Source organism: Sphingomonas sp. P3_C5, from assembly GCF_056402635.1.
Genome location: NZ_JBFUHA010000007.1, coordinates 232,245 through 252,549, shown reverse-complemented (window position 1 = coordinate 252,549; position 20,305 = coordinate 232,245). Strand labels below are relative to the sequence as shown.

Annotated in this window: 22 protein-coding genes; 9 read left to right on the top strand and 13 right to left on the bottom strand. The window is 63.6% G+C overall.

Features of this window, described 5'->3' with window-relative positions:
- Positions 1-79: 79 nt before the first annotated feature.
- Entirely contained in the window at positions 80-1,990 is a 1,911-nt protein-coding gene (locus AC1DVS_RS18485; protein WP_478025384.1) for a beta-propeller domain-containing protein, read from the bottom strand.
- A gap of 161 nt (positions 1,991-2,151) precedes the next feature.
- Between AC1DVS_RS18485 and AC1DVS_RS18480 the strand changes: the two genes are divergently transcribed.
- The 7 genes from AC1DVS_RS18480 to AC1DVS_RS18450 all read left to right on the top strand — a co-directional run bounded on the left by AC1DVS_RS18480 (position 2,152) and on the right by AC1DVS_RS18450 (position 7,742).
- Positions 2,152-2,595, top strand: coding sequence for an energy transducer TonB (locus AC1DVS_RS18480; protein ID WP_478025383.1), 444 nt, complete (start codon positions 2,152-2,154; stop codon positions 2,593-2,595).
- Positions 2,596-2,747: 152 nt separating this feature from the next.
- The gene (locus tag AC1DVS_RS18475; RefSeq protein WP_478025382.1) at positions 2,748-5,093 is read left to right on the top strand and encodes a hypothetical protein; all 2,346 of its coding nucleotides are present in this window, start codon (positions 2,748-2,750) and stop codon (positions 5,091-5,093) included.
- A 153-nt stretch (positions 5,094-5,246) separates the two neighbouring features.
- Entirely contained in the window at positions 5,247-5,414 is a 168-nt protein-coding gene (locus AC1DVS_RS18470; RefSeq protein ID WP_478025381.1) for a hypothetical protein, read from the top strand.
- A 59-nt stretch (positions 5,415-5,473) separates the two neighbouring features.
- On the top strand, positions 5,474-5,869 hold the full coding sequence (locus tag AC1DVS_RS18465) for a hypothetical protein (RefSeq protein ID WP_478025380.1): 396 nt from the start codon (positions 5,474-5,476) through the stop codon (positions 5,867-5,869).
- Positions 5,870-5,876: 7 nt separating this feature from the next.
- Positions 5,877-6,107: a DUF6980 family protein gene (locus AC1DVS_RS18460; RefSeq protein ID WP_478025379.1), complete on the top strand. Its 231-nt coding sequence runs from the start codon at positions 5,877-5,879 to the stop codon at positions 6,105-6,107.
- A 69-nt stretch (positions 6,108-6,176) separates the two neighbouring features.
- Complete coding sequence (locus AC1DVS_RS18455; protein WP_478025378.1) at positions 6,177-6,788, top strand: hypothetical protein; 612 nt, start codon at positions 6,177-6,179, stop codon at positions 6,786-6,788.
- A 114-nt stretch (positions 6,789-6,902) separates the two neighbouring features.
- Entirely contained in the window at positions 6,903-7,742 is an 840-nt protein-coding gene (locus AC1DVS_RS18450; RefSeq protein WP_478025377.1) for a hypothetical protein, read from the top strand.
- Between the two features lie 860 nt (positions 7,743-8,602).
- Here AC1DVS_RS18450 and AC1DVS_RS18445 read toward each other — a convergent pair.
- On the bottom strand, positions 8,603-9,232 hold the full coding sequence (locus AC1DVS_RS18445) for a hypothetical protein (protein ID WP_478025376.1): 630 nt from the start codon (positions 9,230-9,232) through the stop codon (positions 8,603-8,605).
- Between the two features lie 174 nt (positions 9,233-9,406).
- Here AC1DVS_RS18445 and AC1DVS_RS18440 point away from each other — a divergent pair, with 174 nt between their 5' ends.
- The gene (locus tag AC1DVS_RS18440) at positions 9,407-10,015 is read left to right on the top strand and encodes a DUF4142 domain-containing protein (RefSeq protein WP_478025375.1); all 609 of its coding nucleotides are present in this window, start codon (positions 9,407-9,409) and stop codon (positions 10,013-10,015) included.
- A gap of 8 nt (positions 10,016-10,023) precedes the next feature.
- On the opposite strand, the gene AC1DVS_RS18435 is transcribed toward AC1DVS_RS18440, so the two are convergent.
- The 11 genes from AC1DVS_RS18435 to AC1DVS_RS18385 form a co-directional block, all read right to left on the bottom strand.
- Positions 10,024-10,317 (bottom strand): plasmid stabilization protein, encoded by a 294-nt coding sequence (locus AC1DVS_RS18435; protein ID WP_478025374.1) that lies wholly within the window; start codon positions 10,315-10,317, stop codon positions 10,024-10,026.
- Positions 10,318-10,343: 26 nt separating this feature from the next.
- Entirely contained in the window at positions 10,344-10,640 is a 297-nt protein-coding gene (locus AC1DVS_RS18430; RefSeq protein ID WP_478025373.1) for a hypothetical protein, read from the bottom strand.
- A gap of 59 nt (positions 10,641-10,699) precedes the next feature.
- Positions 10,700-11,446: an anti-sigma factor family protein gene (locus AC1DVS_RS18425; protein WP_478025372.1), complete on the bottom strand. Its 747-nt coding sequence runs from the start codon at positions 11,444-11,446 to the stop codon at positions 10,700-10,702.
- A complete protein-coding gene (locus AC1DVS_RS18420; RefSeq protein ID WP_478025371.1) occupies positions 11,443-12,063 on the bottom strand; it encodes a sigma-70 family RNA polymerase sigma factor in 621 nt (206 codons plus the stop codon). The genes AC1DVS_RS18425 and AC1DVS_RS18420 overlap by 4 nt, the downstream gene beginning before the upstream one ends.
- Before the next feature lie 12 nt (positions 12,064-12,075).
- Positions 12,076-12,402, bottom strand: a complete 327-nt coding sequence (locus AC1DVS_RS18415) for a cupredoxin domain-containing protein (RefSeq protein WP_478025370.1) — start codon at positions 12,400-12,402, stop codon at positions 12,076-12,078.
- A 14-nt stretch (positions 12,403-12,416) separates the two neighbouring features.
- Positions 12,417-13,352, bottom strand: a complete 936-nt coding sequence (locus AC1DVS_RS18410; protein ID WP_478025369.1) for a metallophosphoesterase family protein — start codon at positions 13,350-13,352, stop codon at positions 12,417-12,419.
- A 90-nt stretch (positions 13,353-13,442) separates the two neighbouring features.
- Positions 13,443-13,955 carry a hypothetical protein gene (locus AC1DVS_RS18405; protein ID WP_478025368.1) on the bottom strand — a complete coding sequence of 171 codons (513 nt, stop codon included), beginning with the start codon at positions 13,953-13,955 and terminating at the stop codon, positions 13,443-13,445.
- Between the two features lie 99 nt (positions 13,956-14,054).
- Positions 14,055-14,255, bottom strand: coding sequence for a hypothetical protein (locus AC1DVS_RS18400; protein ID WP_478025367.1), 201 nt, complete (start codon positions 14,253-14,255; stop codon positions 14,055-14,057).
- Positions 14,252-14,974: an aspartate/glutamate racemase family protein gene (locus AC1DVS_RS18395; RefSeq protein ID WP_478025366.1), complete on the bottom strand. Its 723-nt coding sequence runs from the start codon at positions 14,972-14,974 to the stop codon at positions 14,252-14,254. The genes AC1DVS_RS18400 and AC1DVS_RS18395 overlap by 4 nt, the downstream gene beginning before the upstream one ends.
- A 580-nt stretch (positions 14,975-15,554) precedes the next feature.
- Complete coding sequence (locus tag AC1DVS_RS18390) at positions 15,555-16,355, bottom strand: response regulator (RefSeq protein ID WP_478025365.1); 801 nt, start codon at positions 16,353-16,355, stop codon at positions 15,555-15,557.
- A complete protein-coding gene (locus AC1DVS_RS18385) occupies positions 16,352-19,465 on the bottom strand; it encodes a hybrid sensor histidine kinase/response regulator (RefSeq protein ID WP_478025364.1) in 3,114 nt (1,037 codons plus the stop codon). Before AC1DVS_RS18385 ends, AC1DVS_RS18390 begins: the two co-directional genes overlap by 4 nt.
- Before the next feature lie 160 nt (positions 19,466-19,625).
- Between AC1DVS_RS18385 and AC1DVS_RS18380 the strand changes: the two genes are divergently transcribed.
- On the top strand, positions 19,626-20,300 hold the full coding sequence (locus AC1DVS_RS18380) for a LysR family substrate-binding domain-containing protein (protein WP_478025363.1): 675 nt from the start codon (positions 19,626-19,628) through the stop codon (positions 20,298-20,300).
- The last annotated feature ends 5 nt before the right edge of the window (positions 20,301-20,305 follow it).

Genomic DNA, 20,305 nt, shown 5'->3' with positions numbered 1-20,305 from the left:
CGCATCAGAGTTTCGGGGACACTATACTAAACTCGCGAGCCGCCGCCGCTCCTGATACACTGCCCCGCAACCCTTCACCTCACCGACCGCCCGCGGGCGCGAAATCGAGCCGCGCTCTCTCGCCGACCAGACCGCCGGCCACGCGCCCCTCCACAAGCTCATAGCCCATCAGCGCGAACAGCCGGTCGTTCAGGAAGATCGGCCGCGCATTGCCATACCAGTCGACGCAGGACGCCTTGCAGGCATCGTCCCGCGCGCCCTCGGCATTCGCAACCAGCTCGCCCGCCGGCGAAAAGCGCCGTGCGTCGCGCCGGAGAAAGGCCACCGCCGATCCGGACCCCAGAAAGCGCGCGACAGGAGAGTTGCCCAGATCCCGCGTCACAGGGAGGCCGAGCATCCCCGACGCGCCGTTCGCACTGCCCTCATCCGCCCGGAAAAAGAACGCCTGGCTGCGACGTTCGCCTTCATGCGCCGCCGGCAGGAAATAGGTGTCGCCAAGCCGGCTCCTGTCCGCGAGCTCGATCGCGCTGAACCCAAGCCGCTCCTTCGCATCATTGCCGATCGCGATCGCGTCGGCGCCGATGATGTCGATGCGATCGACGCCGTGCGGCACAGCGATATGCGCGATCGCCCCGCCACTGAGCGGCACCGCATAGACGGTGCTGATGCCCGCATGTTCGTTGAATGCGCCCGCACTATAGACGAGGTGCCGCCCGACGAAGCGATTGTGGAAGCGCCAGGAGTTCTCGCCGAGCGGCAAGGAACGATATGCCGCCGCGTTCATCACCCGGGACCCGTCGCCAAAGGCGGCAAGGGGGAGGGTGAGCAGCGCCGCAGCCCCTTCGCTATGCTCGGGCCGCCACATCGCATCCCCATCGCTGTCGGCGCGAACGACGACACTCAGCCGCTTTGCCGCACGATCCTCGGCAAAGGAGAATTGGTCGATCGGCCCGCCCCATGCCTGCACCGCGCTCGGCGGCGACCCATCGAGCGGCAGGCGATAGACGAACGCGCCGGACCGGGCCGTCGGCGTGCGATCGCCGTCGGTCCAGACATAGACGGCCGCTCCGGACACATAGAAAGTGCGCGAATAGGATCCGAGAACCGCCGTTGCGCGGCAGGCAAGGCGCGGTGTGGCAAGGTCGCACAGGGTCACTGAGTGGAGCGTCGAAAGATCGGCGTCGGGCTTGCGGCGAAGCGGCTCGGGCACATAGAGCTTCGTTATCGGAAGCGTACGCGCGAACGGAGCATCAGGATTGCCGGTCCAGCGCTGCAATCCCGGCAGCGCGTCGAGCGGCCTCTCGGTATCGAGGTCGAGCGGCGTGTAGAAGATCAGCGTCGATCCAACGAGACGCGACGCGTAATTTGTGGACGAGTAATAATCGTTGGAACGCAGATGATAGCTGTCTTCGAAAGCCAGCTTGCCGTTAGGCGCTATCCGGAACCGGTTGATCTCGGTCCCGCCACGCTCATAACTATAGCCAACGACCACGATCCGGTCGCCGCTGACCAGCATCTCGTCATACCAGGCGTCGCCCGACGAGCCCGGCGGGAACGCATCGATATGATCGACATTGCGCATCCTGTTTCCGGCGAGCGAAACCGTGAAGAGCCGCCCGCGCCGCAGGATCACGAGATGATCGCCCGCGACCTTGACGATCCCGCCCTCGTCGACATCGGCTTCCTGCGTATTGGTGATGCTGACGGGCTTTGCGCCCGTGACCACGATGTTCTGGGCCGGCGTGGTTGCCACCGCCACCGGGCTCCCCGGTTCCGCGGCTGAGGGTGGCGGGGGAGGGGCGGGGGGCACCATCGGCGGCGGCGACATGAAGCGCTCACGCTGGGCAACACGCCGCATGAAGGCGATGAACTGCCGGTCGCTCTCAAAGGCCCGCATCGCCCGAGCATGAGGCGCGGCTGGCGGAGCAGCGGACGCGGCGCAGGCGCCAATCCAGATCGACACTGCTAGCGCTAAAGCGAGTCTTCGCATCGGCCCCTCCTTGATTTTGGACATGATATCACATAACGATTGGCGATCAAGCCGCGGTTCGGAAGGGGCGATTTCACCCGTTCGATGCCGACGTACGTGATCCAGGCAGAGGAGGGCTAGCGAGTGGCATATTGCAAACGCCGGCGGTTGGCCTCCGGCCGGTGAGGACCAGCACAGGTCTCGGTCTCGCCGCGGCCGGCTTCGTCGCCGTCGGCTGCCTCGCCGCCGCGCTCGCGCCCAGGCCTGCCGTCCTTCCACCCAGCGCTCATCCAAAGGCGGCACCGTCGCCGACGACGAAATCGTGGCCGGCGGACAACACGCAATATGGCGGCGCCACCCCGATCGCCCGCGAGCGCTGGATCGACGGGAGCGAGTATTCCGAGAGTCACTATGCGCCCCAACTCGTCTCGGTCGCCTTCGACATCACGGCGTCGGGAGCGGCGAAGCACTGCAAGGTCACCGCGCCGATCCCCAAGGACGGGTTTGGCGCAAAAGTCTGCGCGGACATGGAGCGGAATGCCAAATTCCTTCCCAAGCGTAACGCGCACGGGAAAGCGGTTTCGACCCGGGGCTGGGTACGGGTTCGGTTCTCACCCGACGAGTAGATCCTGTTCTGGAGGGGCGAGATTAAAGGATCAAGGCAAATGGCGCCGTAATCCCAGTACGCCGCTGCAGCCTTGAGCTTGGCATGCCAGTCCCACCGCTTAACGATTGGCTGATATACGTTGAGCGGTGAACTTGGGATGAGGACTTGGGGATGAAGCTGTTTCTTGTCCTGGCTGTCGGCCTTGCCCTCACGTCATGGCTGGCGAGCGCCCAGGAAACGCAATGTCGCGACTGTATTTACGACATCGTACCGCTAGGAATTCGCCGCTCTGAAATAATTACAATTCAGCAGGGTGACGGCGATTTAATCATAGATGCAAAGAGGATATCCGGAGTTCCCTATATTAAAGCAGGAACTGGCATATCGGCTAAAGATGCTTACGTATTTTCTGATAAATATGGCAATGTCTCTATCGTATTTTCGACCGGAGACAGGATTCTATTAGAAAGATTCAATAAAGACTATGGCTACGTTACAGTAGGATTCGCCAATGGTGACACTTGGTCTAGAGATGAAATACTGAATCTTGCCAATACCGGCTCTGCTCGAAACACGCATCTCTATGGCAGTGGGCAAGGATCTTCTTTCGATCCAAAGGGGTTCGCCAGGACCATCGTTTCGAAAGGGGGCGGCGATACGATTCTATACAATGCTGGATACGGAAAGCTGAGGATTGATGAGGTCGATCCTGAAGGACCCAATGAGGATAACGTCTTGAATCTCGGTCCCGGATTGTCTGCTGCGCGAACCGCAGTCACGAAAACACCGGGGGGCGATATCCTGCTGTCGTTCGGGCACGGCGACGTCATAACCATGGCGGACGCGATGACCCGATCGGACACGAATACGCATGGCATTCAGACCATAAACTTCTCCGATGGGACGAAGTGGACGATCGGCGAACTTCGATATCGGCTGAGCCCGTCCGACGGCGGCATGGAGATTACCGAGGCCGATTCTCCCGACCCGGTCAGTATCGGCGACTTCGCCGGTGGCGGCTATTTGCGCGGTTCGATCGAAGTAAAGAATCCGCACGAACTGGACACCATTTCTGCAAGAGTCTTGAATGTGGCCCAAGCGGGAGATGTCGGCAACAAAATTTCCAGCGCCGATCTTGCGGCAATGTTCACATGCAATGGCGAATCGAGTTCTGGCGATTCGCGTGCCAGCATTGACTGGAGTTTTTCCCTGGAGGACAAGCTCAACAACCGCTTTGCCTATCTGAAAGAGGGGCAAAGCACAGTCCTGGATTACTTGATCGCGATATCGGATGGCCAGGGCGGCGAAATCCACAAGGACATCAAGATCACCGTCACCGGGCCTGTGGCTGACGCCCAAAGTGACGACACCTTTGTTTTCGAAGCCCCAGATCCCGCAGCGGTCCGCCTGTTGGAGGCCGCGGCAGCGAAAGCTTCGGCCGAATTCGATCGACCTGTCCCCGGGCGGCCGACCGACATCTACCTTGTCCTCGACACCTCTCCATCCATGTTGCTGCCAACAAGTGCCGCTGGCATCTCGGCGATGATAAAGGCCACGACCTCGAAATCCTCGAGGGGCTGCGCCTATGCCTGCCACGAGCAGAACCCGCAACAGGATGGCGTTGCGGTCCATGATCGGAACGGTGCCACCGTCTTTCTGGGCACGGACGGCAAGGTCAAGCCCGCCCCGGATCTGGAAAAATGCGAGCAGGCCCCTGATCAGGTCGAACGATATGCATGCCTTAATCGGGCATGGGCGGAAAACGGAACTTATGCTGATCCCTACTGGGCCTCGCGCCATTATGGATCTCTCTATGGCGGCGCGAACATCCCGCTGCGCATCGATGCTGAAACGGATGCCGCCCGCGCGCTGATGGGCGAGCTGGGCCGCACTTCCGGGCGGCCCGATACTCGTCTGCGTTTACAGGTCTTCGGGTTCGGGGAAGGCGCGCCGACACCCCTGACCAGTGCCATGACGGATACAAGCAAACTCCGTCCCGCCGCCTTTCCCGTCCTCGCCGCGATGCAGCCGACATGGGACAGGAACGGTTGTCGGCTCGCCACGAGTTGCAACGATGACATGGCGACTGATTTCAAAGCCATGCTGGCCGCAATGATGGCGAGGATCTCCGCCGACGGTCATGGATATGGAGCCCATCCGGCACGCAAACTCATGCTGCTTGTCACTGACGGGATGGCGGATGAACCCAAAGGGAAGCGGCGCTGGGTCCGCGAACTCTCGCCCGACGATCTGGCGCAATGCGAGGCACTCAAGGCGAACGGCGTCCGCATCGGGATAGTGTATCTCGAATACCCGCCCGTGGCGCTTGTCGGAGACGCATGGTCCGAAGCAATCGTGGGGCCGCATATGGCGCGGATCGAGCCGGCACTGCAGAAATGCGCCTCACGCATCGATCGCGCACCGCTGGTCGTCAAGGCGGGCCTTGGCCAGAACATACCGGACGCGCTGCGCCTGTTGTTCCGGCGCTCCGTCGCAAGTCCACCGCACGCCCGTTGATCAGTCTTGGTGTATTTCGGATGTTATGGTGTCGCGTGCGATTGTCCCTTTACTTTCTGCGCGTGGAGCTTTGAGTCACACTCGCGACGCCGCAAAAATTGGCCGCGGCAACAATTTCAGAAGGAAGGTGTCTTGATGAAGATGAGGCATATAATGGTACTTTCCATGAGAATTGCTATCGCCATCCTGGCAATTGGATTGGTAGCGAACATAGCGATTCACAGGGCTGGCGAACTCGTTATCTTGGCAGCCTCAGTTTTGCTTGTGATTTTGATATTTGCAGTCTCATGGGCGACGAAGAAAGAGCAAAAACAAAACTGAATAGGAACTCTATAATTGCCAGATTGCCGAGCGCCCCGCCCGAGCGCTAGGCGTTGCGGATGGAAACCATTCCCCCTTTTCACGACGGCTACCTGACCGGCCTCCGCCTTCGAGAAGGTGGCGCTACGCTCAATCTTCGGGAGGTGGACGGGCCTGAATACGACCTCATTCTCGAAGGTCTGGAAGCTCTCCACATCGAAGATTTCCGGGAGGGAAACATCATATCGCGCGTCGAGATCGTCACCGGCCGCGCGCCTCATGCGCACATCGATTTCGATCGCCTGTTCGCTCCTCCCGCTCCGTCGGCGGCTGTGCACTATCACGAAAAGCACACGGCCTTCCTGAAGCGGCAGATGGCAAGGATAGAAAGCGGGGAAGTCTGCCTGATCGTCATCGCGGCTTCCTACGGCGCGCAAGTGCTGGCGATTTGCCGCGAAGCTGCTTGTCGATCATAATTATGGCATGACCGATCATTGCTGTAGCCGCATGGCGTACGATCTGAACCAGACCTGCAGTCAGCATGCTGATCGCTCGGACTGCCCCGATGCCCTTATCGATCAAGTCCGTGGCGGCTACGGCATCATCGTGCACGACGGCGGAGGCAGCGTAATCGGGATCGCCTTCTGTCCGTGGTGCGGTGCCAGGCTGCCACCGATCCGCGACCTTGACGGCTGCGCAACCCCCGAGCGCTGACAGGCAAATCAGGTTCCCCTGGCCATCCTGAACGCCCGATTAGGTTTTTCAGGATACAGACCTGCAGCTATGGAGGCCTTTCAGCTCTTATCGGATTATCTCAGGCTGTTCCTCGGCGAGTTTCTCGGGGTATTCCAGCCACGCCGGCCCGGCGCACCTGATCGCGCAACCGCGCGAAATGCCGACGCCAACATCATCAGCTACCGGGATGATGTGCCCATGCACGTCTATTTGGGCGGCGTCCTTGCGGTATCGGCTGCGTTTTTTCTGGTCTGGGCTATCATCAGCTACACGCAACATCATGCCGCCGGGCCCTTGATCTTCATCGAGCTGGTCCTTCTGGGATGGCCGTTCAGCTTCATATGGATGCATATGGGCCTCACGAGCCGTTACCCGGAAGTGCCCTATATCTGGTGCAACACCCAGACGCTCTCGATAGAACGGCGCTGCCGCGTCCCCTGGAAGCGGGTGGTTACCATCAAGCCGATTCTGCGCACGAGCAGGGACAGACGACGTACGGTCGGCGTAGCATTAGGGTATATGGGGGCTGAGGGCCTCGAGACACTGCATATCCGCAGCCCCCGCGCTTCCACCGATATGGAAACGATCTGCGAGGATTTACGCGAACGCGCCGTGGCGGCGGGCGCAGTGCTGTATCCACTGGATCATATCGTCAGGTGAGATTGCGGTAACGTCCGAGTATTTCAGGAGTATTTCAGGGGCACTATACTTAATAGTATAGGCGGTCGCTAATTAGTATAGTGTGCCCGAAACTCCCTGGAGGAGGCTGGCATTATGAAACACTTCGCGAAGTACATGTCCAAGATCCCGGCGGAGTACCTGCCTAAAATTGAGCAATCCATTTCTCGTGCGGCTGAGGTTCTCGCCGACCCCAACTCGCCTAGCGAAGCATATGAGGCGATTACGAGCGATCTGGCCGTAATCCAGAAGGCCCTCGGCAAAGGCGCGGCAGAGGCGTGGCAAGGTGAAGTCGCCGAACGGTTGAAGGCTAGGTGGATCGAGGCTGGCCGCGACGGAATCGAACTGCAGCAGCAGATCATGCCGAAGATTACCAACGTCATGAAAAGTGCGGAGAAGCTTCGCAAGCTCTCGCAGGTATCCGGCTGGCGAGCAGTCGTAGGTGAACTGGCAATCGGACTGTGCGTGGTGGCGGGGCTTCTCGCAATCGGCAGGGTCAGCACTCGCCAGGACTCGCGTCCCAAGCAACAAGACTCTGAAAACATGCGACTGCCCGTGCTGAAATTCCCTGCTGAAGTGCCTGACAGCTCTGTCGAGAATGAGCGACTGGCCGATGAGAAAGACATAAAGAAAGCGATCGAGAGGTTACGAGAGTTTACGCCTGATAAGCCATGGACCCCCTCCAGGGACGAGCTCATCGCGTTCCAAGCCAAACTTGCCGAACTCAAGCAGCTACCCCCAACCCCGGTAGCCCGCCCGGTTCGCGTCACGACCGTGACGCCTGCCGCGCCCGCCAACGAACCTGCCCCTTACCAACCTGCCCCTCACAGACCTGCCGCGCCCGATCGGAATCGCACGTCCTCGCCGGCCATTGGATGCTTCTGGCAGGATGTTGGCCCCTATGGCCCTCCAATCCGCGCTTGCCCCGCGGACTGATTGAAAATGTCTTTCGGCTGAAGGGTGCCCCCTAGGTTGAAACAGGGTATTTCGGGGACACTATACTAATTAGACCAGGCCGACCCGTGCAATAGCCTGAACCCATAATCGGCAGCGTGTTGGAAATGTCAGAAAACTAGGCGACCCTCATGACATTCCCAACAAGGCGCAAGCTGCGCGCCCGCACCAGCCCGGCTTATTCCTGCGCGAGCGCGGCGCCGGTTCAGGATATGGCTGACATCAGCCCCCGACACAGCCTCTGATTCAACCCATGCCGCACCGCCGCTATCCAGCGCGTTACGATGCTCCACTGCTCCCCGCGCGGTCCGTCCGGCGCGCTTACCACGCGATGGGAAGTCGTTCGCGCGGATCACAGGCATGTGGCGAGGCGGCCCCCGGAGCCGCTGGCAATAATCTCTTCACGCGCACCAGCATTGAGCAACATCCGGCGATGGGCGCCAAACCTCGATTCAAACCGGACGGCACATCATGCAGAGTGCGATCGGACAGAGTGCTCTCGGGCGCCGCGTCCCGCTCTTTCTCAGCTTGAATCATGCAGGATGATCAGCGCTGGCTGTTATTCCTCGGAACAGCCAGCGTGCTGGCTGATATGCTGGCTGTTACCTGGCTGTTATTCAATAACAGCCAACCCACCCGCAAGCCTATGAAACAATGCCACAAACTCAGCCAAAAAATCCAACATAACAGCCAGCAAAAAATTCTTCCGAAAACAGCCAGGAACAGCCAGCATTTCGTCGCCGGATTAACAACTGTTCCGGCGATATCGGATCGCTGGCCGCTATACGGAAAGGGCGACCCGGACCCGGGCCGCCCTTTCAACATACGCAAAGGCGCGAGCGTCAGATGGTCGGGCCAGACGGAGCCTTGGCCGGCTGATCCTTCGCGGCGTCATGCTTGACCTGCGTCACCTTGGCGCTGGCGTCGGGGTGGCCGACAACCGGCGTCACCGGCGTCCCGATCCCCGCGCAATTGCCCGAGCTCTGCGAGACGACCTTGGGCTGCTGGTTCGGGCCGAACGACGTCACCTGAACGCTGCGGCTGCAGGTGCCGTTGCCGGAGCTGCTCGACACGAAGGAATAATGGACCGTGCCGGCCGGCAGCTTCGCAAAAGCGGCTTCGTCGATCTTGCCGTCGGGGCCGATGGGCTGAGCCGTCATCGTCGATGCCTGACGCAGCATATCGTCCATCTGCCGGTCCATGGCCGCCGCGATCCGGTCGAACTCGGCGAATGGCGCCATCGCGAACGGATCGCCGAACGCGACCGGCAGCATCGCCTGATGGACTGGCGTGAACACCACCGCTGGCGGTGTGTCGCCGGTGTAGCGGATCTGCTGGATCGTGCCGTCAGGCAGCGCGATGTTCAGGACATGCTCGGGCTGGGCAGGCTTGGGTGGCGTCGTCGCCATCGCCGTGCCCGCCATGGCGAGACCGGCGATGCCGGCGAGAAGGCCAATCGTGTTCTTCCTCATGAAGTCATCCTCCTTACGGGTTTGAAGAGGGACGCAAAAATTAGGAAAGCCAAACTGAACGGCAGATTAAAAACGCGGGCCGATGGGGGCACGCTTCACCTGAAACAGGGAACGAGTTGCGCTGGCTATCCGTTCACCGGGCCGCGCTCCACAACATTCTCAAGGAGATGAATCGTGCGCAAAACCACTTCTCTCATGGCGATCGCCGCTGTCCTGGCGCTAGGCGGCTGCGGCCCCAAATCCGAAAAGGCCGCGGCTGCGACCGAAAACAGCATCGACAATGCCGCCGACACGACGGGCATGGCGATCTCCAATGCCGCGGACAGCGTGAAGGAGGCGGTGACGCCAACGCCCGGCGCGCAGGACTTCACCGACAAGGCGGCGAAGAGCGACGCGTTCGAGATCGCCTCGGCCAAGCTCGCCAAGGACAAGGCTGCTTCTCCGGACATCAAGAGTTTCGCCGAGATGATGATCACCGATCACACCGCATCGACCGCGACGATCAAGAAGGCGGCCTCATCGGCGATGCCCGCGATCATCCCGGATGTGACGCTCACCGACGATCAGCAGGGCAAGCTCGCCGATCTCGGCAAGCTGAGCGGCGAGGATTTCGACAAGGCCTATGCCGATCAGCAGATCGACGCCCACAAGGACGCGCTGTCGCTGATGCAGATCTATGCCGATAAGGGCGACGTCGCGCCCCTGAAGACAGCCGCCAGCGAGATCGCGCCCAAGGTCCAGACGCACCTCGACAAGATCAGGGCGATCCGCGCGACGCTATAAGACGCGGCTCAGGCGTTGCCGTTGCGGCGGCGCGTGTCCCAGCCCTTGCGGGCCGCGGCCGTGCGCTGCTCGGGCGAGCCCGATTTATGGGCACGCCCACCGCGCGAGGAGGATTCATGCGTGTCCTTCTTGCCGCGGCCGGAGCCGGACTTGTTGCCGCCGCCGGTCTCCTTGTTCACGGTCGCCCAGGCGCGGGCCTCGGCCTCCTTCTTCGGGACGCCGCGATCCTCATAGCCTTCTTCGATATGCTCGGCCTGGCGTTTCTGCTTGTCGGTATAGCTGCTCTTGTCACCACGGGGCATGGCATTTTCTCCCATATCGGCGTCCGCTATCCGGCCTCAAGAACAGCAGCTAAATAGCGGATTGGTTGCGCTTTTTCAGGCTCGTCGCGCAAAGCCCAACGCTCGGCTTCGGCTTTCGCTTCGGCCGCTTCGAGCTTTTCCAGATACAGGTTGGCGAGATCGTAATGCGCCTTCACGGCCGAAGGGATCAGGGAGGACTGGGCGAGCTCGAGCTGCTCTTCGGCGCGGCGTTCGTAATAAGCTGGGTCTTCGCGAGACATGGTGCCTTTTTTCCGTTCAACATGGCGGGAGAGACTTGCTCCGCGCCCGATGGTTAAACGCATTGGCGAAGGATAGTTTCATGCGCATGACGCGTGGGCGGAACGGCGTGGCGCTGGTCCGCTTAGCGCGCGGCCTCGAAGCTCCGTTCGAACTGCGCGAGATCACCCTGCGACACATCCGATACCGCCCAGAGATCGAGGCCGCCCTGCTGCCAGTGGCGGAGGTTATAGCCCTCGAACTGCGCGGATGTCGGCTTGTCGGATGCTTTTTCAGGCCAGACGAACAGGTTGATCGTGTGGAGCCGGCGCCGATAGACGATCGCGGGGACGACCCGGCCGCCGATATAATCGAGCCGGCCGCCCGCCAGCGGGAAGCCCTGCGCCTTCAGATCGGGCGTTGGCGGCGCGAAGTCGACACGGCCGTTGAACCATGGCTTCACGACATGCTGATCGGACGTCACGACGTCGACAAGATGCGACGCCAGCAGTGAACGGACATGGCTGGCGACGATCTGCTGTTCGATACCTGGGGCGGACGGTCGACCGCTGGTCATCACCAGCGCGACGCTCGCCGCCGCCGTCAGTCCGGCGCCAAGCGCTGCCCAGGCGAAGCGGGAAGGCGGGGCAGGAGGAGCGGCCGGGGCTTCGCTCGGAAGCGCAGCCTCGATCCTCGCGCGCAGACCCTCGGGTGCGGCGTGGCGGAGCGCCGGCTCGGCCAGCATCTCACGCAGGGCGCGGAGCCGCTCATATTCGGCCGCGCAGCCGGCGCAGGTCTTCAGATGCGCCTCGCAAGCGGCGGCGTTGGCTGCGTCGAGCTCATCGTCGAGCAGCGCGTGGAGGAGATAGTCGCGATCGGCACAGGCGGTCATGCGCGTTCCTCTCGCGACGTTTCGGGCAGGAGCAATTTGGCCAGCATCTCGCGGGCGCGGGCGAGCCGCGACATCACCGTGCCGATCGGTACGCCGGTGATGGCGGCGATCTCCCGGTACGGCAGCTGTTCCATCTCGCGCAGCACCAGAGCCTCGCGGAACGGCTCGGGAATGGCGGCAATGGTGGCGCGCAGGGCTTGGCTCTCCTCGGTGCGGATCAACGCCGCGTCGGCGGTTTCCGCCTCGTCGGGGACAGCATCGATCGCGGCGGCCTGGGCCTCGGTGAGGCTGGCGTGATTCACGATCACCCGGCCACGCTCCTGGTCGCCGCCGGCACGGTCACGCCAGCAGTTGCGCAGGATTGCGAACAGCCAGGCGCGGGGCGAGCCGCCATGATAGCCGGGAAAGGCACGGAACGCCCGGAGGAAGGTCTCCTGGACGATATCCTCCGCGGTGGCGGGCTCGGCGGTGAGCCAGCGGGCGAGGTTATAGGCAGCGTCGAGATGCGGGAGCATGATGGTGCGGAAGCGCTCGGCGGTATCGGGCACAGGCGGGCCGGTACGCGACGATCCGCCGCGCACCAGAAAGGGTCTGAACAGGCCGCCTCGCTCGCTCACATCCGCTGCGCCTTACGCCGTCACGACGATGCTGCCCGTCATATGCGGATGGAGCCCGCAGAAATAGGCATAAGTGCCGGCGCGCGGAAAGGTGAAGGAGAAGCGCTCACCGGTATCGAGCACCTTGGATTTGAAGCTCTTGTCCATAGCGGCGACATTGTGCGGGATGTCGTCGTCATTCACCCAGGTGACCGTCTGCCCGGCGCGGATCTTCAGCGGCTGCGGGCTGAAGGTGAAGTTGGAGATGTGGACCGTAGGCGCAGCGGCGGGCGTGTTCTTCGCGGGCGCGGCGGGAAGCGCGGCTGCGGCGACGAGGGCGGTCAAAATCAGGCGGTTCATGATGGGAGGTCCGTTCAGGCGAGGGTTGAGTCGACGAGCGCGATGCGTTCCGCGCCGCGGTGGAAGGCCACATCCGTGATGCCGAGCAGCGCATGGAGCTGGCCCGCCGGCACCGTCTGTGGGCCCGGCGAGGGGGCGGTGCCCGGCGCCGGCTGCGGGAAGGCGGTCGAGCGCGCGGTGTGGAAGACCATGCGGCCTTCGACCTTTTGCGCGATCTGATGGATATGGCCGTTGAGGATCGAGACCGAGCCGAAGCGGGCGAGCAGCCTCAGCGCCTCGGCGGCATCGTCGGTGCCCCAGCCCCATTCGCCATAGACCGTCCAGAGCGGGATATGCGCGAGAACGATGATCGGGGTCGAGTTGGGGCGGCCGGTGAGATCCTTTGCCAGCCAGGCGATCTGCTCGGCGCCGAGCCGCCCCATGCCGCCGGGCTTGAGATCGGCGACATTGACCAGGCCGACAAAGTGCACGCCCTGGTGATCGAAGCTGAACCAGCCGGCACCGTGCGAGCCCCCCGGTGCATTCTTGCCGTAGCGGGCGAGGAAGGCCTTGCCGGTCCCTTCGTCGAGCATGTCGTGCTCGCCGGGGACGTAAAAGATGGGGAGGCCGGTTTCCCGGAGAATCTGATCGGCATCGTCGAACTCGCTGTCGCGCGAGAGCTGGGTGATGTCGCCGGTATGGACGATAAAATCGGGCTTCACCGGCATCAGGGCGATCTTCGCAACCGCCTCGCGCAGGGTGGCGCGCGCGTCGGGGTTGGCCGGCTTGGCGAACCCGACATGGCTGTCGCTGATCTGGAGGAAGGTGAAGCTGGCGGTTTTAGTAGCGGCGCCGAGCATGGTGCTCGAGGCGACACCTCCGTTCAGCGCCCAAAGCGCGCCGGTGCCGGCCCAGGCCATGCATCTGAGTGCATCGCGGCGGGTGGTCGAATGGTCGTCGGGGTTGGACATGGCTCGGCTCCGGTAATGGTTCTGGAGACCAAGACCGGCGCGGACGGGCGTTTATTCCCGACGGATGAGATTATTTTGCCGACTCAGCCTTCAGCGCAGGATTTTCCAGAGCGTGAAGCCAATGATGCCGACATTGAGGTAGATGGTCGCCGCCATACCGAACGCGCGGTATAATGGGTGGATGCGGTAGCCGATCCAGAACAGGAGCCGCGCCGCGACAAAGACGATGACCGCCGCCGGGATCACGCGCATCTGGTCGGCGGTGAGGCGGGTGCTGAGCGCAAGCGTGCCGACCAGGAACAGCAGATATTGCTGCTGCGTGTTCTCCACCACGCGCCCGTTGATCAGCGTGGCGGCATCCTCCTTCCGCAACGTCGGGTCGATCGCTTCGCTGAGGAACCGGTTATTGGCGACGGCCACCACGCTGATCAGTAGCGGCAGAACAGCAAAGACATTTGCCTGCAGCGTATAGGCGAGGCGCGCGCTCATGTCGGTCAGGCCGGAATCGACCGGCCAGAGCCGGAAGATCGCGGTGACTGACGCAAACATGGCGACAACCCCGCTGCCGGCCCCCAGGGCGACCACGCGCTGATCCCTTGTCATGACCTTTCCCTTGGCCGGTTCGTTTGAGCCGGGCTTCGAAGGAATAGCGCGGCTGCCTGGCAAGGTGAAGACCGGACCGATCAGCTAAGGCCTGCCGGCTTACCCCTTAGGCGTCACCCAGATCTCGACCGGCGCCACGAACTTGCCCGGCGCGGGCTTGCCGATCTCGATGCGTTGCGCGGTGACGCGTTCGCCGGACTGGATGACGAAGCCGGCGCCATATTGGGGGAGGCGGCCGAAGACCATCTTCTGGATGGGCTTGCCCGTGGTCATGTTCATGATGGTGGCGGTGATGCTCATACGGGCTTGTTAGCGCGCCGATCGCCATTGTCGAGCGCCTGTTCGATCGCAGCCTCGGCGTGAAGCGCGGTCGTGTCGAACAGCGGCACCGCGCTGTCCTCTGGCCCGACGAGCAGCATGATCTCGGTACAGCCGAGGATCACCGCTTCGGCGCCGCGCTCCACCAGCCGGGCGATCACCTCGCGATATGCCGCGCGTGAAGCCGGGGTGACGATGCCCGCGACCAGTTCTTCATAGATGATGCGGTGGACGGTGGCGCGGTCGGTCTCGTCCGGCACAAGCACATCGAGCCCGTGCTTGGCGGCGAGGCGGCCCTTGTAGAAATCCTGCTCCATGGTGAAGGCGGTGCCGAGCAGGCCCACGCGATGGAAGCCGGCCGCCTTGATGCGGTCAGCGGTGGGGTCCGCGATATGCAACAACGGCACTGAGACCGCCGCCTGAACCGCATCCGCCATGCGGTGCATCGTGTTGGTGCAAATGAGGAGCAGCTCGGCGCCCGCGGCTTCGAGGCGGCGGGCAGCGTCGATCATGCGGTTGGTGAGAGCAGCCCAGTCGCCGTCATGCTGGAGCCGTTCGATCTCGGAAAAATCGAAGGACCATAAGAGACAGCGCGCCGAGGCGGTTGGGCCGAGGCGATCGCGCACGCCCTGGTTGAGGATGCGATAATATTCGGCCGAGCTTTCCCAGCTCATGCCGCCGATCAGCCCAATCATTTTCATGGCGCCGGAATAAGGCCCGGCGCGGCGATTGCAAACTGGATCGGCTGGTGACGGTCAGGACCAGATGGCCGTTACGGCGTCACCGACACCAGGCCGAGCACGGCGACCAGCGGGATCAGGGCCAGCGTGAAGGCAAGGACGTGTCTCAACATTGGAGCCTCTTCGTGAATGAACGCCTGAACGGCGCCTGAGATTGTGGGTGGGTAGAAACGCGCCGGGCCAGGGAGAGGGGTGAGGGTAAGGCCCGGCGCGCGCCGCTGCGCAGCGTCAGTTGGGAGCTCTGACGCCCAGCAGGGGTAGGTGACGGGTGTCGCTGCTGCCTCGTCGCGAGGCACCGGCAACATCGCCGAAAAGAATGTTGGTGCGCATCTGATCTCTGGCTCCCAAGGATCCGAATTTGCAGGCCAGCAATGGCCGTCCCGATTCCGCTAGGTGGGAAAAGCGGGCGGCGCATTCGCGACGCGACGGGAGCGACGAAAGTGCGGCCGACGGTGGATTCGAGCGCGACGAAGCGACGAAATGAAGGCAAGATCGAAGCGCGTGCCTTACGCTGCTTGCGAGACAGATGCGCGGGGCGTCCTCACCCCTTCAGCCGGTACCGTACCTCATCCCAATGGCGTGGCCCGACGCGTACCGAGGCGCCCGAACGCAGGACAAGCGCCATGTGGCGGCCGATCGCGCTGATCTGGAGGACTGCGTTGGGCCGTACGAAGGCGGAGCGGTGGACGCGCATCATCATCGCCGGGTCGAGGCCCTGTTCCAATGCGGCCATCGTCACGCGGATCATGTGGCTGCGCTCGCCGGTGTGGAGCAGGGCATAGTCCTTGGCGGCTTCGATCCACTCGATGGTGTCGACCGGCACGCGGATCTGGCCGCGCGAGGTCGGGATCCAGAACTCCTGGAGATATTCGGCATCGGTGCGGGGGCGCGTGATCGTGTCGCCGTCCTCGTCATCGGCAGGCGGAGCGGCGGGGGCGGCCGGCGCGGCGATGGCGCGTTCGGCGTTCAGGCGGCGGAGGACGGAGCGGATACGGGCGAGCAGCTCGCGTGGCTCGAACGGCTTCATGATATAATCGTCGGCGCCGAGCTCAAGCCCGACGACACGGTCGATCACATCGCGGCGCGCGGTGAGCATGACGATGCCGATATTGCCGTGATCGGCGCGCAGCCGACGGGCGATGCTGAAGCCGTCCTCTATCGGCATCGTCACGTCGAGCACGATCAAGGCGGGCGGGCGTTTCGCCAACAGCGTGTCGAGCTCGGCGCCGCCGTCGGCCTCATCGACCTCGAGGCCCTGTTCGCGCAAATACTCGGCGACCGGCTCGCGCAGATCCTCCTCGTCATCGACCATCACGATATAGGGCGCTTCGGGCGTGCTCATGGGCGGTCCATTTCCTGCAGAAAGCGGCTGAGCGCTTCTGGCGTGAAGGGCTTTTCGAGGACTGGACGCTTCGCCTCGCCGAGGAAGCGCGCGGCGGCCATGCCCAGGGTGTCACCGGTCGCGAAGGCGACGCGGTCGGCGAGATCGGGACGCTCCGCCTTGATCCAGGCGTAGAGCTGCTGGCCGTCAATGCCGGGCATGCGCAGATCGCTGACGATGAGATCGTAATCGGACGCCTTGAGCCCTGACGCGAGCTTCGCCATCGCCGCTTCCCCGCCGATCGCCATGTCGCAGTCGAAGCCTTCGATCACCAGGAAATCGGCCAGCGATTCAGCGATCTCCTCCTCGTCGTCGATCACCAGCGCGCGGCGCTGAACGATCGGGATGGGGAGGGCGAAGTCATCCGCGACGTCCGCCTCGGGGTGATCCGTATCCACCGGCAGGGTCAGCCGGAAACAGGCGCCGACGGGGGAGGGCACGAGCTCGAGCTTGCCGCCATGCGCCTCGGCCAGCCCCTGGGAGAAGGAGAGGCCGACGCCGGTTCCCTGGCCCTGCGGCTTGGTGGTGAAGAAGGGCTCGAAGATGCGGCGGCGGACATGCTCCGGAATGCCGGGGCCATTGTCCGAGATTTCGAGCATCACCGTGCCTGGCTCGGCGCCGGGGCCGCTGCGCAGCGTCAGCTCCCGGTTCGGCACATTGGCTTCCACCATCGCCTGTTGCGCATTGACGATCAGGTTGATGATGATCTGGTGGACCTGATCCGAATCCGCCGAGACCGGCGGCAGCGACGGCGCGAGGTCGCGCACTGTGGCGATGCCATCCGTGCGCAGGCCGTAGTCGGCGAGCTCGTGCGCGGCCATCGCCACTGCGTTCAAATCCACCGCCGCACGCTCGGGGCGGTTCTGCCGGGCCATGGCGAGGAAGGTCTGGACGATGCGGGCGCAGCGATCTGCTGCCTTGCGGATTTTCTGCGCGCGCTCGGCAAGCTCGCCGCCGCGCGACTGGCGCTCCATCATCACCGCCTGGGCGACGACGATCGAGAGCGGGTTGTTGAGCTCATGGCTGACACCGGCGAGCAATGAGCCGAGCGCGGTCAGCTTCTCGGTCTGGTACAGCGCCTCGCGCGAGCGGGCGAGCGCCGCCTCGGCGCGCTTGCGGTCGGTCAGGTCGATGGTGAAGCCTGCGGTCACGCCTTTTCCGCCCGCGATCGGGAAGGACATAGTCAGCACCGAGGCGTATTTGCTCTCATATCCGTCATCGATTTCGCTGGTCACCACCTCGCCGGCCCGGGCACGGTTTTCGAGAATCTCGACCTGGGCCGCGACGTCGGGCTCGAAGAGCTCGGCCGGGCGGCGGCCGATCATCGCGTCGACCGAGAGCCCCATGGCGCGCGCGAATTCCGGATTGAGCCGGATATAACGGCCCTCGGCATCCTTGATGTGCATCGCGATCGGCGCGTTTTCGAGAAAGGCGGCGAGCTGCGCCTCGCTCTCGGCCAGCCGCTCCTCGGAATGCGCGCGTTCGAGCACCGCAAGGGTGCGGTCGGCGAGTTCACAGACCAGATCGACCTCGCTGTCGCTCCAGCGGCGCGGCACCGACTGGTGAACCGACAGCACGCCGACGATCTCGCCGGCGCGCATCATCGGCACGGTCAGCATCGCTGCCGCGTTGATCGACTCGAAGATGGCGCGATTGCCCTCATAAACGAGCGGATCGTCGGCAATGTCGTTGATCCGGATCGGCCGGCCGCTGCGATGCGCGCCCGCCAGCCGCGAGCCGACCCAGGAGAGCTGGATTTCGCTCCCGACGACGCTGGCCACGCCATTGCTCCATTCCTGCAGGACGCAGAGCGTATCGCCGCCATGGAGCGCCTCGGCATAATTGGTGCGCGAGGCGGCGAGATGCTCGCCAAGCCGGGCAAGGGTGCGCCCGAGGATCTTGCGCGCATCGGTTTCGTCGCGGACGCTGTCGTTCCAGGCGATCAGAAAGGTCTGATTGCGTTCGCGATCCTGCAGCACTGCCTGAGCCCGGGCGCGCTGCAGCGCCACCCAGGTGCGCTCGGTGATGTCGCGCATGACCTGGAGTTCCGCCTCGGTCCAGTATCGCGCGTGCTTGTGGTGGACCGATAGCGCTGAGTGCAGCTTGTCGTCCTGGACCAGCGGGATGGTGACAAAGGCAAGGATCTCTCGGCTGACATAGCGTTCGGCCGCCGCCGGCTCGAGCCGGGGATCATTGGCGACATCGTCATAGCGGATGACTTCGCCCGGCAGCCAGACGCGATCGGCCGCGGCGCCGACGCTGCGCAGCGAGTAGCTGTTTCCGCGGATGCTCGAGACGCCGTGACGCCATTCGCCCAATATGCTGAAGGACCGGCCGGACATATCCGCCTCGGCATAAGTGGTGCGGGTGACGCCAAGATGCCGGCCGAGCATCTCGAGTGTGATCGCGATGATGGCGTCGATCTCGTTTTCGGGGCGGATACGGTCTCCCCACGCGATCAGGAAGGACTGGTGGCGCTCGCGCTCCTGTAAGGCGGCCTCGGCGCGGGCGCGTTCGAGCGACACCCAAGTGCGCTCGGCGATGTCGCGGATCAGCTGGATCTCACTGTCAGTCCAGGCGCGCGGCACAGTGTGCTGGGCCGAGATGGCTGCGCGGACCCGGCGCTTCTCAATGAGCGGAACGCTGACAAAGGCTGCGACCGCGGCGTCACGACAGGATTGCGCGGCTGCGGGATCTATTCGCTGGTCGCTGGCGATATCGTCGTAGCGGACGACGTCTTCAGCCGGCCCGCCGCGTTCGGACATCGCGCCGACATGGCCGAGCGAGAAATCGGTGCCGGCGAGGCTGGGCACCCCGTCCCACCATTCCCCAAGGATCGCAAAGGTGCCCCCGGTCGCGTCGCTTTCGGACCAGATGGCGCGCGAGACGCCGAGATGGCGCCCAAGCGCCTCGAGCGTGATTGCCACGATCGCCTCGGGCGAAGCCTCGCCGCGAATGCGGTCGCTCCAGTCGAGCAGGAAAGCCTGGTTACGCTCACGCTCGCGCAACGCGGCTTCGGTACGGCCGTGCGCCCGCCGGTCGCCCCGCTCTTCCTCTCCGCTGCGTTCCAAGGCGATGCCCCCATCCATCGGGACGGTCTAGCAACAAAGCGGGTGCGGGCGCGAGAGCCCCGTCGCAGGCTGGTCGCCGCGTCCGTCATTTTCGTCGCACTTTCGTCGCTCCCGTCGCAAGCCATGGCGGGATTCGCGCGATCTCCTCCACATCGGCGCCATGAACAGCGCATCCATAATGGCGCCGGCTCGCGGCACCGGCGACAATGATGAGAGCGGATCGGATCTGGCGATTGGCGTTTTCGCCTCGATCTGTCGCGATCGGCTCGGCGAGCGGCTCCTGGCCTTCGCGCGGACAGCCCCGAGCGTCGGCATCGGCGTGCATGAAATGTCGCGGACGGCCTTGCTGCCGGCGCTGGTCGCGGGCGAGCTCGCGCTGGTGATGGGGCCGGGGCGAGCGCGGTTCGACCTTCCCTCGATGCAGCTCTGGAACGATCAGGTGATGATCGCCACCGGGCCCGAGCATCGTTTTGCGAAACAGAAGCTGGTCACTCCGGCGCAGTTGCGCGACGAAATCTTCATCGTGTCGCGCCAGCAGCATGGCGGCGACATGCACCGTTTCCTGTCACAGCGGATCAGCCCGAACGCGCCGGCGCTCAATGCCGTACTGATGGACCTCGGCCCGCCCCGGGTGATGGACCAGGTCGCCGAGGGCGAGGGTATCGCGCTGATCTGCGCGAGCCATGTCGAGCACCGTCTCGACGACCGGATCGTGGTGCGGCCGATCGACGCGGTCGGCGCGGAGTTCCCGGTCTCGGCCTATTGGCGGGATTCGAAGCCGGAACCGCAACTGGCGGCGCTGATCGATATGCTGGCGGCCGGGGCGCGGGGCTAGGTCGA